This is a genomic window from Anaerospora sp. (assembly GCF_032013335.1).
Lineage (GTDB): Bacteria > Bacillota > Negativicutes > Sporomusales > DSM-15969 > Anaerospora.
The window spans coordinates 123967-139229 of the sequence record NZ_DALZUO010000010.1; the positions used below are offsets into that span (position 1 = coordinate 123967).

Consider the following 15263-nt stretch of genomic DNA (forward strand, 5'->3'; position numbering starts at 1 on the left):
TACTCAAAGGAGTATACGCCATTTTTGTCCATTGGGGCTTATTGTTGCACCGTGCAAGGCCAGCGGAATTTAAAAAGGAAGGAATAGATAGTATGCCAAAAGGAGTATTCAGTAAAAGGTTAGTTTTGACAATCCTGTTCGTTGTGCTGCTGCTCTGCCAGGCTGCTTTGACGGCGTTGGCTGACGAGCCGCAAAACGGTGAAGTTATTTTAAAACTCGACAGGCCCGATGTTTTGCAGCTGCCCAAAGATTTTAGAACATCCAATGATGCCTTTGCTAAGCCGGGAAAAGGAAAAATGCCGGTATTAATGCCGTCACGGGTAGGCATGGATAAATTGAATATCTCCGGAAGCAGTACTTTTTCGCAGCTGGAATTGGCGAAAATGCTTACGCAGCTGCCGGCAGACCGTTTAATCATCGTAGATTTGCGTCTGGAATCACATGGCTATTTGGATGGCAGGGCAGTTAGCTGGTATGGTGCTTTTAACCGGGCTAATGTTGGCAAAAGTCCCGCTGAAGTAGAAACAATGGAAAGAGAGCTATTATATCAAACTTTGCTTGGGCCTGTTAAAGTAGCCCGGCTTAATCCCGATAAGTCAATCGGCTCGACTATAGAGCTAAACGTTACTCATGCCTTAACTGAGGCCGAAGTAACCAATCTCTTTGGCGTAAAATATTTCCGGGTTCAATCGCCGGATTACGTGAAGCCGACAGATGAGAATGTAGACCAGTTTCTTGCATTTTACAAAAAGCTGCCGAAAGATGCCTGGCTGCATTTTCACTGCCATGCCGGAGAAGGGCGGACAACGGTGTTCATGGCAATGACCGATATGCTGCGCAATGCCCAACAAGTGAGCTATGAAGATATTATGACCCGCCAATGGTTAATTGGGGGACAGGATATCCGTACGGCAACGTCGGCCGATCCCTGGAAAAAGGAAGTTTATGCAGAGCGTGCTCAATTTACGAGAGATTTTTATGACTATGTAACACAAAGAGCTAATGAGACCATAACCTGGACGGAATGGGCTAAACAACATAAGTAATAGCATAAGGGGGAATGGCAGTGACACAAGGCAAACTGAAATGCCAGGAATATATCGCTAATCTAGTCAGCAGAGCCGGAAAAGCACAGGCAATTGCCGAGTCTTATAGCCAGGAGCGGGTGGATGAGCTGGTTGCTGCTCTTGTGTGGAATATTGTAAAAGAGGGACCGGCCCGGACTATCTCGCAAATGGCAGTTGATGAATCCGGGATGGGCAATATAGAGTCTAAGTATGTTAAGCTTATGACCAAATGCAAAGGGACGCTCCGGGATATGAAAGGCGAAAAATCGGTTGGTATAGTTGAAACAGATGAAAAAAAGGGGCTTTTTAAAGTTGCCAAACCGGTAGGGGTGGTAGGCGGAATTTTGCCCTGTACCAATCCGGAAGCTACGCCAGTCATCAAGGCTATTATGGCAATAAAAACGCGCAATGCAATTATTCTTGCACCGCATCCGCGCACGAAAAAAACCAATACCTATATTGTAAATCTGATGAGAGCAACGCTTAAACAATATGAGGCGCCGGAGGATTTGATTATCGGTATCGAAGAACCTTCGCTCGAAGCAACCAGCGAGCTGATGAAGCAGTGTGATTTGGTTGTGGCAACCGGTGGCGGGGATCTGGTAAGGGCTGCCTATTCATCGGGGACACCGGCCTATGGTGTGGGGCAGGGTAACTCGGTGGTCGTGGTGGATGAGACGGCGGATCTAAAGGATACTGCCAATAAGGTAATGCGCAGCAAGAGCTTCGACTTTGCCACTAGCTGCTCCACCGAGAATTCGCTGGTAATTCATACAAGCGTTTATGGCGAGCTGGTGAAATGCCTTATTGAGGAAGGCGGTTATTTGGTTAACGCCGCAGAGAAAGTCAAGCTGCAGCAGGCTATGTGGCAAAATGGCCATTTGAATGGAGCAATTATTGCTCAATCTGTACAGACAATTGCCGGCATAGCCGGGCTGGACATACCGGCAGATCGCAAGTTTATTATGGTAGAGGAAACGGGAATTGGTGCTGACTATCCGTTTTCCGGGGAAAAACTATCCATGGTAGTTGCCTTATTTCAGTATGAGGAGTTTCAGGAGGCAATTGACAAGGTTAATGCAATTACCAGCTATCATGGCAGGGGGCATTCCTGCGGCATTCACTCCTTTGATGAAGAGCATATTAAGCAGCTGGCGTTAAGCACGAAAACCAGCCGGATCATGGTGCGCCAGCCGCAGTGCCTGGCTAACAGCGGTGCCTGGACGAATGGCATGCCGATGACATTAACCTTAGGCTGCGGGACTTGGGGCGGAAATATTTCTTCAAGCAACATTACCTGGAAGAACTTACTTAATATTACCTGGGTTTCATCACCAATCGAGTCAACTATGCCAACTGATCGGGAGTTATTCGGTGAAATAATGGCAGCAGAATAGCTCAGCAGCTTGCTTTTCTTGAGTCAGGCATTGGAATCAGGCAGAATCCAATGCCTGATTTTTTTTAAAGAGTTTAAAAATTTTTAGGTGGAGAAGGATATGATGGGAAAATCATTACGGTTGCGCACCAAGCTGTTACTTATGCTCATAGTTCCCATGCTGCTTATTCTTGGGGTGATGAGTTTTTATGCTTTCTATGGTTCGCGCAATATACTCAATGAGCAAATCGTTCAGACCGCAAGTTATATGGTTGATAGTAAAAGCAGTGCTATTAATGCTTCGTTAAAAGAAAAAGAAGCGTTAGTTGCCCTGATTGCTAAAGTATTAGGAGAAAGGCCAATGACGCAGGCCGAGGAAATTGCTTTTTTAAAACAGGTAAAAGCTTCCCGGCCGGGAATCCAGTCGGCATATACAGGTTATGAAGATAAAAGCTGCGCCGATTCCCAGGGAGTTACGGAAAAAGAAAAACCGGCAGGTTATGATCCCCGGACAAGAGAGTGGTATAAGACGGCATTGAAAACTAATGAGGTCGACTATACCGAAATCTATGAGTCCACCGCCAAGCAACTGTCAGCCGGAGTTGTCAAGAAAATTGTACGGGATGGGAAGGCTATCGGTGTTGCCGGGATTGGCATAGATATTCAGCCCATCCATCAACTGGCCAAAGAGTTTGCGATAGGTAAAACCGGCTATGCCGCAATACTGGATGAAAAAGGAAATTTTGTTTATCATCCTAATTTCGGACTAAAAGACAATATCCTAAAGGTTGAGAATGGTGCTCTAGCCGAATATGGCAGAAGCCTGATGAAGCGAACGACAACAGTCCAAACCGGCAGCATAAGCGGCGTAGAAATGCTGATTGCATCTTCACCAATTGGCGATACGGGCTGGACTTTTGCCGTTTTTGTACCTAAGGTGGAAATGCTTGAACAGGTGTATGCTCTGGGAATGCATTCGCTGGTTTCCAGTGTGGTCGGTCTTGTCTTGTTAGGAATTATTATTTTGCTCATCACCCTGCAAATTGTACGGCGGATCAAAGGGGTGGAAGATATGGCCGAAAAGGTGGCCCAAGGTGATTTGACGATGGATACGCAAACCACCGCCGGAATAATTGACGGAGATGAAATTGATAATTTAAAGCATAGCTTTATTCGTATGACCATAAATTTGCGCAATCTCATTGCACATGTCCATTCGTCCGCTGGTCAGGTCACTACTTCGGCGGAACAATTTAGTGAAAGCTCCCGCCAGTCTGCCGAAGCAGCCAGTACGATGGCAGCAGCAATCAGTACGGTAACGCAGGGCTCTGAAGCGCAGGTACAGGCATTGGATCAGGTTTCTTCTGTTGTTGCAGAAATGTCGGCAAATATGGAAGAGCTTGCCACAACAGCCAATAGTATGGCTAAAGTCGCAGAAAAGGCTACCTTGGCAACAGATGCCGGGCAGCGGGCGATCGGCAATGCTGCAAAACAGATGGATAGTATGGTTAAAGCGGCCGGCAAGGCGAAGACTGCTTCCGGTGAGCTTGAAGACAGTTCCAAACAAATTGGTGAGATTGTCCAACTCATTTCCAGCATTGCCGGGCAAACAAATCTGCTGGCACTGAATGCTGCTATTGAAGCAGCCCGGGCGGGAGAGCAGGGCCGGGGATTTGCTGTTGTGGCGGAAGAGGTAAGAAAACTGGCTGAACAATCGGAGCGGGCAGCGCAGCAAATTACCGGGCTTATTCAAAAAAATCATCATAATATAAACAATGTAGCTGAATCAATTGAAACAGCCATTGCCAATGTTGATCAAGGGGTTACTGTAGTGGGGGCGGCAGGTGCCGAATTCCAGCAAATCGCCTATTTTGTCAAAGAAGTGGTCAGTCAGGTACGAATGATTTCTGCCTCGTTAGCCCAGTTGGCCGCAGGCAGTCAGCAGATTGTAGCTTCGGTAAATGAGGTTGAAAAAATTTGTCAGGAAGCGACCGGTGAATTGCAGACTGTTTCGGCAGCAGTACAGGAGCAGTCCGCCTTCACTGAGGAAATTGCCGCAGCCTGCACGGTGCTTTCACGGCTGGCAGAACAGTTGAAGGCGCAGGTGAGCATCTTTAAAATATAACTAGCGGTTGCAAGGAAGGCGGCAAGCTCATGAGCCTGCCGCCTTCCGTTTGTATGAGGCCGCCTGTCAAAAACAGAACGCGCTCCTGAATTTACTCCAGGAGCGCGTTCTGTTTTTTAATGTTTCTTCAATTTGCGCGGATTAACGGTATTGTCCATTTCGAGGTTAAGGGCTTTGGCGATTTTTTCCCAGCGCACTATTTTGAAGTTTTGGTTTAGTTTTTTAGTGCCGTCCATATTTTCACCGTCCTGGGCAATAAACAGGCCGTAAGGAAAGTCCTTGCCAAGATTAAGGCCAATCACATCAATGCCGTCAGTATCATTGGTTCCGTCAATCAGGTCGTCGTCAATGGAAAATCTGCCGATAAAGGCATTGTTTCCGCCCCGTTCATAAACGGTGTAGCTGTTGTTGCCCTGGCTGGAGGCCAATAAGTAGCCCTTGCCGTTCTTGGCATAGTAAATTGTCAGGCCTTCAACATCGGCAATCAAATTTCCCGGCCCGACAGAATCAACCAATATGCGGCTGGCACCGGTATTTGGCTCGGCACCGTACTTCCAGATGCCTACATTTTCTTCTGAAACGTAGAAATTACCAAATTCATCGTCTGCTACCATGCCTTCGGAAATGCTGCCGATTTCGAAGGAGCGTACCAGCTTAGCATCAATTTTGCCGCTGCCGTTATCGAAAAGCTCATATTGCTCAAATTCTCCCTTGTGTCCCGAAACAAGAGCGTAAAATTTATCATTAATCAAACTGTGATATAAAGAGAAGCCGTAGACTACTTTCATTTTGGCGAAGATATCCCGGGCTGCGATATTAGTCAGCTCTCCCGTGTCGCGATTGATGGCATAAATGAGAATACCGTTGTTTTTGGCTCTGTCGGTAGCGGCTGCTATGTCAACTTTTTCCTTGCCAAGCGGAAAGTTGTAGCGTACATCGACGTTGTTGGGTTTGCCGACTTTGACGGAAGATAATTCTTTGCCCTTCAAGTCATAAACCAGCAGACCGCCTTGCTTGTTGGTGGCAATGATCTTGCTTTTGGAAACATCCCTGGGATGGACCCAGACTGCAGGGTCATCGGCGGCATCTTTACCTGACACCACAACATCGGTTTCATAATCAGCCTGAACGGCAACATCGTGATAGTGTTTAGCTGCTTCCGACAGCGAATAGCTTGTTGTCCAGCCGGCAGTTAAGAAGGATACGGCCAGAACGGCTGCGCATAGTTTTTTTGTTGGTTTCATAAATGCAATCACCTCATGTGAATTTTATTAACTCAACTGACTGTCATTTCGCTTTACACTACTTACTCTTTATGCTCTTTGATCCATTTTGACCAGGAGACGGGTAAGTCATCAGGGCTTGTTGTTACATATTCGTAAAATTTGGTTAGCAGCTTGGCTTTTTCTTTATAAAGAGGGACCTTATAAGCATCTTTTTCCTTAGAAGCAGTGACTTTCATGGAGTCATTGCCGCCGATCAAATATTGACGTTTGACAATATCTTCAAAACTTACCTGTTTTCCATTGCGGAGAATGTCATACATAACCATGGCCTGAGTGGTGCGGCCTTCACCGGCGAAACAGTGGAAATGCAGCCAGGCATTTTTAGGTAAATTTTTATAAAACTTGACGAAATCATCTACGGCGTCATTGTCGAAAGAAGAGTGGTCGGTGCCTTGCATACGGAAGTAATTCACACCACGGGAAGTAATAAATTCCAGTTCGGTAAGCGCGGTATCTACTACTATTTTATAGGTTTCAGAAGCTTTCTTATCGTCATCCAGAACGGAAATTTCGATAGGTGCCTGTAAAGCAGTCCGCAGCCAGGCTTTTTCATCTTTTTCAACCTGCGCAGTTGATTTGCCTTTATTGATCCAGTTACGGTCAATATAAGAGCTGACGGCGGTGCCATTGACAAAGCCGTGTGATTCCTGACGCAAATCCAGTATATAAATAGGGCCGGAAGTTAAGGTTTTGATCTTGGCGATCATTTTGTCAAACTGGGCAGCTCCGAACATACCGCTGCCTGATATTTGTAAAGTATCCAACCCCTCCCTGGAGGGTAATTCGCCTTTAAGTTTCTTGCTTTGAAAGGGATCCAGTGATGTTCGAAAGCTTGCGGGAAATTCGGCAATGTTTTTACCGTCAATTCGCCATAGCGGCACTTCCTGCTTGGCTTGCAGAGCAGCAGCAAAAAGGTTTGACTGGCAGATAAGTAAAATAGATAAGATCAGCAGTACCGATATTGTTTTTCTCATTTACATAGCCCCCTTTTTTATTTGTAATGTAACCGTCCACACTTAGAAGATATGAGACAATTAGAATTTAGCAGTGATTTTTATCCCTGTATTTTGCCAGCTGTCGCCAGTAGCTTTAAATTCGCCCCAGAAATGCTCCAGCTGCAGGACGGTTGATTTGCTGATTCGATGATTGATAGTCGCACCAATACCTTTAAAACCGGTTTCTTCATTATAGTTATCATCCCAGGCGGTGTAATCGGCTGACACAAAAACTCCCGGGTCGGAATCCAAGTAGGTTGCCACATATTGCGTATCGCCAACTTTTTTCGTTTTGCCCAGTTTGAGTTCGGCAACCTTAGAAGTTGTATTCTTGTCATTGTATTTAACGCCAATATTTTTTACATATTCAGTAGTGAATACCAGGTTATTGGTAAGTGCGTAAGAAGCAAAGGCGCCGCGGTATTTGCTGACATCCTGCCGGCCGACATAAAGGCCGTAGTTTCCTTTGGTGTATTCGTGATCCCAGGCAACGGCCTGAAAGATGGAAGTTGAGCCTTCCGTTACATAGTTAAGTTTTGTTCCCGTGACTTTATCCGGTTTACTTGGATCGCCATAGACAGGGGATACTGATTTTATGGTTTTTACAGTATCTTCCTGGCTGTCCTTGCCGGCAACTACATAGAAGGTATTAGACTGATCTGGTTTCCAGGTAGCGCCGAGACCGGCTAAACCGTCACCGTCCATCCACAGTCCAGGCCCTATTGAGAGAGGCATGCTGCCGACGCGGGCAGTAAAGGTGTCGCTGATTTTCCGCTCCAGCCATACATCTTCCAGAGTGATTTTGTTTGATTCGGTAAGCTTGTCATTATTGTTGGATTGTTTGAATTTAAGCTGCATGCCAAACATGGTTTCAGGATCAGGCCTTGCAGTTATAAGCGTTTTGACTTCGGTTTTGTTTTTCATCTCGTCTGATTCGACCCACTCATATTTGGTTTTAGTCGACCAGGTGATGTCAAAGATATCGTCTTTGACTTTGGCGGCAGCTACATCAGCTGCAGATAGGCTTACTACTGCACAGGCAGCAGCCGCAATAGCGATGGCTTTTTTCTTCTTTACGTTCATTTTCATTCCCCCAATAAATTTTTTAATTTACTATGATATGACCAATCGATTGGGCACTGCCGTGAACCGTATTGGTATATACACCTTATGGAAGAGCGTAATGAATACTAAATTTGAGCTGTAATCGTAGCTTAGTAGATATAGTCTGTTAAGAAAAATAACCAATGGATACATTTTGATTAAATTATGATTATGTTTTAGTTAATAGTATTATTTTATGGTCATATTATAATATGAAAAATACATAAATTCAATAAATATATTAATAATTTTGAAAATATAGTTAGCAATTTGATAATATTATTGTGATGTGTTTAGGATGTTGAGAAGACGATAATAAGTGGCATGATTAAGAAAGTTGAGTAATAAACTAATAAAAAGACTTGGTGGAAAGCCAAGTCCTTTTTAATGACTAGCAGTAAAAAGTCGTTTTCTTTGAATATTCATTAAATGCAAAGAAGGTTTTAGTAGTAATTTAGCGAATTTTGCAAATAAATAGCTAGAAAATTTTGGCTATAGGAGGGATTTGAATGATATACGGTCAATCACTTTGGGAAGCTTTTCAGAAGCAAAAACTGACACGCCGTAACTTTGTGAAGACCTGTATTGCACTGACTGGTGCAATGGGGCTATCCCATAACCTTTTGCCAGAGGTTATTGCGCGAGCACAAGAGCGTCCGCTAATTCCGGTAATCTGGATGCACGGATTAGAGTGTACCGGCTGCTCCGAGTCTTTCATCCGTTCAAAAGCGCCCTTGGCATCAGATGTTATCCTTAAAATGATCAGCTTGGAATACGACGATACATTGTCAGCCGCCTCTGGTATGGATCTTGAGCATCACCGGGAAAAGATAATCAAAGATTATAGCGGGAATTATTTGCTTATCGCCGAAGGCGGAGTACCGCTTGACCATGATGGATATACCTGCACGGTTGGCGGCATTCCGTATGTTGATGCTCTAAAAGAAACTGGGAAGTCGGCTGCAGCGGTTCTGGAGTTCGGCTCCTGTGCAGCCTGGGGGGGCATTCAGGCTGCTAAACCCAATCCAACGAATGTAGTATCTGTAAGTGATGTAATAACAAATAAGCCCATTGTAAAAGTCCCTGGTTGTCCGCCCATTCCCGAAGTGATGACGGGAGTAGTGATGCATTATATATTGTTTGGCCAATTGCCTCCGCTTGATAGCGCAGGACGTCCAAAACAATTTTTTGGCAACCGTATTCATGATACTTGTTATCGTCGTCCTTTCTTTGATTCGGGGATGTTCGTAGAGCGTCTGGATGATGCCGGCTCTAAAGCTGGCTGGTGCCTGTATAAAATGGGATGCCGTGGACCGATGACGTATAATTCCTGTGGCAACATGCGCTGGTGGCAAGGTCTGTCTTATCCGATTCAGTCTGGTTCCCCCTGCATCGGCTGCAGCAGTAAGGGATTTTGGGATAATGATCCATTCTTTGAAAGATTGCCTAACGTGGTGACACCTAATACCATCAGCAATGCGGATCAAGTCGGGGCGATTGCTGCCGGGGCAACGGCAGTTGGCATTGCAGTACATGCCGGAGCGAATATATTACGTCATAAACTCTCTGATGATAAGGATAATCAGAACCGTAATAGCGATGGAAATAACACTACGATCGGAGGAGACCTATAAGATGAAACGGATTGTTGTAGATCCGATTACACGCATTGAAGGACACTTGCGATTGGAATTGATGCTGGATGACAATGGAAAGGTTCAAGATGCCTTGTCAAGCGGTACCGCCTGGCGCGGAATTGAAGTTATCCTTAAAGGCCGGGACCCAAGGGATGCCTGGGCATTTACCGGAAGAATATGCGGAGTATGTACATCAGAGCATTCCAATGTTTCACTAAGGGCGGTAGAAGATGCACTAGGCATTGAGATACCGAGGAATGCCAACTACATCCGCAATATTATGGCCGGTGCAATTATGGCACATGACCATTTAGTGCATTTTTATCATCTGCATGCACTTGACTGGATTAGTCCGGTGGCGGCGCTTAAGGCTGATCCGGCAGCAGCAGCCCGGTTGCAGGAAAAAATATTAGCTGAATATCGCTTACAAGTGGCTGACCCTCTGAAGCATGATTTTAATGCATACTCTAAGGAGACACCCCGGGGCAGTGCTCATTACTTTTCAGAGATTCGGACAAAAGTGAAAGAAATCGTAGACAGTGGTAAGCTGGGGATTTTTGCAGCTCATTGGTGGGATCATCCCGATTACGATTTGCTGCAACCGGAAGTACATCTGATTGCAATCTCTCATTACTTGACAATGCTGGATCGGCAGACCGATATTATGGTGCCTCATGTAGTATTTGGCGGGAAAAATCCACATCCTCATTATGCGGTCGGCGGAATGCCCTGCGCGATATCCATGAATGATATGAATGCTCCCATTAATAGCAATCGACTGGCGATGGTCGATAATAGCATTAGTATGACCCATGCATTAGTTGAAGAGTATTATGTGCCTGATGTGCTGGCAATTGCCCATATGCACTTGTCGCAGGGAAGGAAGGACGGCGGAGGGTTAGCTAAACAACGGGTGCTGGGTTATGGCGATTATCCGGATCATACCTTCAATGGAATTGATGATTTCTACAAGAAAATATTGCTGCGTTCCAATGGGATTGTTGAAAACTTTGCCGATGGAGTTGAGAAAGCAACATTTTATCCATTTGGAGCTGGTGATTTGACCGATATGTCGGTTATTAAAGAAGCAGTGGATCATTCGTGGTATAAATATCCTGAGGGTTCGCAAGAATTGCACCCTTGGCAAGGTGTATCGGAAGGACATTTTCAATTTAGCGGACAGAAAGAAGGACGACAGTGGAAGCAGCTTGATGAACAAGGGAAATACTCATGGCTGAAAACACCAACCTGGCGCGGCAAAACAGCAGAAGTTGGTCCGCTGGCACGGTATATTATTGTCTATACGAAAGTGAAACAAGGCCATATCCAGCCAAACTGGGTTGAAACATTCATGGTAGATCAGATTGAAGCTGCTTCGAAGCTGTTTGAGCTGCCGCCGCACGTTTGGCTGCCGACAACTGTGGGTAGAACCGTTGCCCGTGCCTTAGAGAGTCAGGTTTGCGTGGCCCTGGAACGCTATTTTTTCAATAAATTGGTTCAAAATATCCGCAACGGTGACACAACCGTGATGAACAATGAAAAATGGGAACCTGGCACCTGGCCTGCTAAAGCGCAGGGGGTGGGTGTCCATGAAGTCCCCAGGGGCTCTTTAGGGCATTGGATTGTTATTGAAAAAGGTCTTATTAAGAATTATCAGGCCGTAGTACCAACAACCTGGAATGCCTGTCCCCGGGATGCTCAGGGGCAGCATGGCGCTTTTGAGCGCTCAATGATAGATACAAATGTGACAATTGCCGAAAAGCCGCTTGAAATTCTCCGGTCTATCCATTCTTTTGATCCTTGTCTGGCCTGTGCAGCGCACTTATATGATGCAGAGGGAGAGCAAATTTCTTTTGTCCATACAGATCCGTATATATAGGAGGTGAGTGACATTGGACACCTACCGTCTGTTCAGTATCGGGCTCCGCCTTTGCCACTGGATATGGGCGCTGTGTATTGTCGTCCTGTTTTTAACCGGTATATATATTGGCAATCCTATGTTCATTGGTACTCAGGGAAAAGAACCAACAGTGGCGGTTGTTAGTCTGCTGTCCATGGAAGTCATCAGACAAGTGCATTTTACGGCAGGATTTATTCTTTGCGCCTGTGTGCTATTGCGCTTTTACCTCTTTTTTACTTATCGCGGCAACCGGTTATATCCAAACTTTTTATCCCGCGCATATTGGCAGAGTGTTGGGGAAATGCTTGCGTACTATTCATTGATCCGCACTCGCCACCGGTTATATTTGCGTAATCCCCTTGCGGCAACGGTGTATGTGATGGTTTACATTCTAATGGTACTGGAAGCGATATCAGGATTAGCTATGTACAGCATGATTCAGCCTAACTCTTTTTTGGCGGCGATTTTTGGACCTGTTCATCATTTGTTGGGGAATGAATATAATACGCACTTTGTACACCATGTGATAGCCTGGGGATTTATGATATTTTTGCTAACCCATATTTATATGGTTGTTTTTAATGATATTACGGAAAAAAGCGGTGAACTTTCTTCCATTGTTTCAGGGCGCAAGCATTTTGCCGAAACACCGGTAGATGTTGGCAGTTTTATGCCTGAATCTACGACTGCTTGCAGGCAGCGGAAGCTGTAGGAAAAAACAGCTTGCAAGAGCAGTATTTTTGGTATATGATAATAGTTATTATGAGCAATGGCGCTCCATAAACATAATCGTTTATGGAGCTTTTTGTTTAAGTTCAAATCGGGAGCAAAGAAGCTCCGCAACCTTTATTAAGGTGTGCGGAGCTTCTTTTTTGATTATAGAAAGGACTGATGATATTGTTAATGCATCAACTATTGTTACACGGTGCAATGAGGCAGCCTGATAAGACTGCTTTTCGCTGGGTGGATCGCAATACGGAACTAACTTATAGCGAGGCAGTAGAGCAGATGGAGCGCTTTTCCGGTGCCCTTCACTATCTTGGAATCGCCAAAAGAGAAAGAGTTACGATTTTTGCACACAATAGTTTGGATTATTTGATTGCCATGTTTGCCTGTTGGCGAATTGGCGCAATTGCTTCATTAGTTCCCGTACAGTTTGCCGATGATTTAGAATACTATTTAGACGATCATCTACCTAGTGTAGTGATCTATACGCAGGAACAGGCGGAACAAGTCAGCAGGGCAGCGGCACAGGTGCGCAGTGTCCGTCACCTGGTCTGTATGGAGGGAGCACAAATCGGATCTGAAAGTCTGCCAGCTTTGCTGGCAGCAGGATTTCCGACTCCGATTGATCCGGGCAATGAACTGGCAATAACTCATTTGTCATATACTGCAGGAACGAGTGGACGGCCGAAGGGTGTTTGCCTGATGCATGAGCCGACAATGAAAGCTGCTAATTGTATTGCTGAAAGGCTGCAATTAACGCTTGAGGATAGCTCCTTTGGTGCGACCCCTCTTTCCGGTACCTATCAATTGGTAGGCAATTTACTGCCGTTCTTGCATCGAATGGGTACTGTCAATATTATGTCAAATTGGACACCAAAGCTAGGCTGGAAGGCAATTGAGGATACAAAAGCTACTGTTTTAGTTGCTAATCCGCTGGTATTGTCGGATGTAATGGAAGAAGCAAAAATTCGCGGAAAAATACCTGGGGCATTGCGAATGGGCATTTCAGGTGGTGGACCTGTTGCTCGCTATTTTAAAAGGTCCTGGCGCGATGAAATGGCTATTCCTTTAATTGAAAGCTATGGACAAAGTGAACTGGGAGGATTTGCGGCATTAGGTTGTCCCCAGGTTGAGCCTGAGCGCCGATTCGGTGCAATTGGCCCAGCTCAACCGGATAAAGAAGTGAAAATTATGGATGCTGCAGGAAAAGAAGTACCCGTAGGGCAGGTAGGTGAAATTTGTTTGCGCGGCGGTTTCATGTATGGCTATTGGGGGAAAGCAGATAAGACTGCAGAGGCACTGCGCGGTGAGTGGCTGCATACCGGAGATGCCGGTTGGGTCGATAATGAAGGCTATATCACCGTGAGGGGCCGATTGGATGAAGTAATTACTGTTGCAAACAAAACCTGGTTTCCAAGGGATATTGAAGAAGCAATTGCCGAAATACCGGGAGTTAACTATACTGCAGTAGTTGGCATACCAGATGCTCGATTTGGGCAGCGGCCCATTGCCTATGTTGTTTTACAGCAATCAAGAGTAGATCTTGCTGCTATGAAAGCAGCGATTAAAGAAAAAGTTGATTACGATATTTCTCCATTAAGTATTCAAAAGATTGCAGAACTGCCAAAGACGCCGAACGGTAATATTGCGAAAGCGCAGCTGCGAGCCCTGGCAATTCGGAATCATAAATTAGCTGTTGTAAGTGAAAACAATTAATCTGATTTAGGCAAATACAAATAGAGATCCTCTAACCGCCTGCGGTTAGAGGATCTCTATTTGTTATTTAGACGAATTCATAGAGTATGGTAGGGGCTGTCTGTAATTCTCTTTTTGGCTCGCGAGCCGGTTTAACTGCTGTTAGCTCTATATACATTTCGGTAACAACATTACGCAGCGTCATAATATCATTCATGATATCTTGCGTTAATCGACCGCTATGTTTAGCTGCAGATATGCTTAAAACAATTGTTTCGATTTTCCAATCGCCTCGATAGCCATAATCTGCCCGCCAATAATAGGGCTGTGAAAAGTATCCAAAAGAGTTTAAAAAATAAGGGCGAACATGTGTGGGATCTTCAAAAGCATCATCACTTGAGCCGTAAGGCAAATAAAAAATTGCCTTAGCATCCGGCTTGGCAATGCGGTGTAGTTCCTGCATCATGGGTAGGGGATTGACAATGTGTTCTATTAAATGACTGGCCAAGATTACTTCGATGCTGTTATCGGGAAGCGGAAATGGATTTGTGCTGCATGTATCCAGGTCGAACACTAAATCGACACCAGGAGAATCTACGCAATCAACGTTCAGCCAATCGGGCAATATATTTTTGCCGCAACCAAGGTGTAGCTTATCAGATATCGTAACGATTAAACTCACTCCCTTAACCTACTCGTTCATTTTCATTACTCTATTCTATTCTTCATGATGTGCTTTGTGAACAAAAATATATATAGGCAATGTTGTCACAAAAAAGTAATTAGTTGCCCAATAAGGAGTTCCCTCTCACTAGATAGCTACATATTCTATTATGTAATAGTCCACGCAAAAAAGAGTACTAATGGGAGGTGTGGAATTCTGAATGGATCAGTCAGAATTGGATAATTCGAAGGACATAAAAAGATCAAAAAGAGGGCGCCGGGGCCGTCGCTATCATCGTAAGCGCAAGCTTGTAATTAAAGATATTTCCATTAATAAGTCTCAATGTGCAGAATGTTCGGCCAAAGAAGAAGGCTGCTCTGATAAGGGGTGGAAAGAAAAGGACTGCACTAAGAAAGGTTGGCCAGAAAAGGAATGCTCCAAGCAGGGCTGGCCGGAAAAGGGCTGCACTAAGAAAGGTTGGCCAGAAAAGGAATGCTCCAAGCAGGGCTGGCCGGAAAAGGGCTGCACTAAGAAAGGCTGGCCAGAGAAGGAATGCTCCAAGCCGGGTTGGCCGCAGAAAAACGAATCAAATTCAGGTTGGCCAGAGAAGGAATGCTCCAAGCCGGGTTGGCCACAGAAAAACGAATCAAATTCAGGTTGGCCACAGAAAGAATGCTCTAAGCCGGGTT

General features: G+C 45.2%; 12 protein-coding genes. 8 read left to right on the top strand and 4 right to left on the bottom strand.

Going from position 1 to position 15263, the window contains the following annotated elements:
• Window positions 1–92: 92 nt before the first annotated feature.
• The 3 genes from RTR76_RS10505 (at window position 93) to RTR76_RS10515 (ending at window position 4567) form a co-directional block, all read left to right on the top strand.
• A complete protein-coding gene (locus tag RTR76_RS10505; protein WP_312520301.1) occupies window positions 93–1046 on the top strand; it encodes a protein tyrosine phosphatase in 954 nt (317 codons plus the stop codon).
• A gap of 20 nt (window positions 1047–1066) precedes the next feature.
• Window positions 1067–2464 carry an aldehyde dehydrogenase family protein gene (locus RTR76_RS10510; RefSeq protein ID WP_312520303.1) on the top strand — a complete coding sequence of 466 codons (1398 nt, stop codon included), beginning with the start codon at window positions 1067–1069 and terminating at the stop codon, window positions 2462–2464.
• Window positions 2465–2563: 99 nt separating this feature from the next.
• Window positions 2564–4567 (top strand): methyl-accepting chemotaxis protein, encoded by a 2004-nt coding sequence (locus RTR76_RS10515; protein ID WP_312520305.1) that lies wholly within the window; start codon window positions 2564–2566, stop codon window positions 4565–4567.
• 116 nt (window positions 4568–4683) lie between these two features.
• Here RTR76_RS10515 and RTR76_RS10520 read toward each other — a convergent pair whose 3' ends face one another.
• The 3 genes from RTR76_RS10520 to RTR76_RS10530 all read right to left on the bottom strand — a co-directional run bounded on the left by RTR76_RS10520 (window position 4684) and on the right by RTR76_RS10530 (window position 7931).
• A complete protein-coding gene (locus tag RTR76_RS10520) occupies window positions 4684–5811 on the bottom strand; it encodes a phytase (RefSeq protein ID WP_312520307.1) in 1128 nt (375 codons plus the stop codon).
• A 62-nt stretch (window positions 5812–5873) separates the two neighbouring features.
• Window positions 5874–6827, bottom strand: a complete 954-nt coding sequence (locus tag RTR76_RS10525) for a protein tyrosine phosphatase (protein ID WP_312520309.1) — start codon at window positions 6825–6827, stop codon at window positions 5874–5876.
• A 60-nt stretch (window positions 6828–6887) separates the two neighbouring features.
• Window positions 6888–7931, bottom strand: coding sequence for a hypothetical protein (locus RTR76_RS10530; RefSeq protein ID WP_312520312.1), 1044 nt, complete (start codon window positions 7929–7931; stop codon window positions 6888–6890).
• A gap of 530 nt (window positions 7932–8461) precedes the next feature.
• Here RTR76_RS10530 and RTR76_RS10535 point away from each other — a divergent pair.
• The 4 genes from RTR76_RS10535 (at window position 8462) to RTR76_RS10550 (ending at window position 13931) form a co-directional block, all read left to right on the top strand.
• A complete protein-coding gene (locus RTR76_RS10535) occupies window positions 8462–9586 on the top strand; it encodes a hydrogenase small subunit (protein WP_312520315.1) in 1125 nt (374 codons plus the stop codon).
• Window position 9587: 1 nt separating this feature from the next.
• Window positions 9588–11468 (top strand): nickel-dependent hydrogenase large subunit, encoded by a 1881-nt coding sequence (locus RTR76_RS10540; RefSeq protein WP_312520318.1) that lies wholly within the window; start codon window positions 9588–9590, stop codon window positions 11466–11468.
• A 13-nt stretch (window positions 11469–11481) separates the two neighbouring features.
• A complete protein-coding gene (cybH, locus tag RTR76_RS10545; RefSeq protein WP_312520321.1) occupies window positions 11482–12201 on the top strand; it encodes a Ni/Fe-hydrogenase, b-type cytochrome subunit in 720 nt (239 codons plus the stop codon).
• A gap of 179 nt (window positions 12202–12380) precedes the next feature.
• Window positions 12381–13931 (top strand): class I adenylate-forming enzyme family protein, encoded by a 1551-nt coding sequence (locus RTR76_RS10550; protein WP_312520324.1) that lies wholly within the window; start codon window positions 12381–12383, stop codon window positions 13929–13931.
• A 67-nt stretch (window positions 13932–13998) separates the two neighbouring features.
• On the opposite strand, the gene RTR76_RS10555 is transcribed toward RTR76_RS10550, so the two are convergent.
• A complete protein-coding gene (locus tag RTR76_RS10555) occupies window positions 13999–14592 on the bottom strand; it encodes a methyltransferase domain-containing protein (protein ID WP_312520327.1) in 594 nt (197 codons plus the stop codon).
• Between the two features lie 202 nt (window positions 14593–14794).
• Between RTR76_RS10555 and RTR76_RS10560 the strand changes: the two genes are divergently transcribed.
• Window positions 14795–15263: hypothetical protein (locus RTR76_RS10560; protein WP_312520329.1), on the top strand; the 469-nt coding region annotated here is incomplete at its 3' end.

Coding starts and splice junctions, on each gene's coding strand:
- RTR76_RS10515 (WP_312520305.1), top strand. CDS start 2,564: ATGATGGGAAAATCATTACGGTTGCGCACCAAGCTGTTACTTATGCTC.
- RTR76_RS10525 (WP_312520309.1), bottom strand. CDS start 6,827: ATGAGAAAAACAATATCGGTACTGCTGATCTTATCTATTTTACTTATC.
- RTR76_RS10530 (WP_312520312.1), bottom strand. CDS start 7,931: ATGAACGTAAAGAAGAAAAAAGCCATCGCTATTGCGGCTGCTGCCTGT.
- RTR76_RS10520 (WP_312520307.1), bottom strand. CDS start 5,811: ATGAAACCAACAAAAAAACTATGCGCAGCCGTTCTGGCCGTATCCTTC.
- RTR76_RS10505 (WP_312520301.1), top strand. CDS start 93: ATGCCAAAAGGAGTATTCAGTAAAAGGTTAGTTTTGACAATCCTGTTC.
- RTR76_RS10540 (WP_312520318.1), top strand. CDS start 9,588: ATGAAACGGATTGTTGTAGATCCGATTACACGCATTGAAGGACACTTG.
- RTR76_RS10535 (WP_312520315.1), top strand. CDS start 8,462: ATGATATACGGTCAATCACTTTGGGAAGCTTTTCAGAAGCAAAAACTG.
- RTR76_RS10550 (WP_312520324.1), top strand. CDS start 12,381: ATGATATTGTTAATGCATCAACTATTGTTACACGGTGCAATGAGGCAG.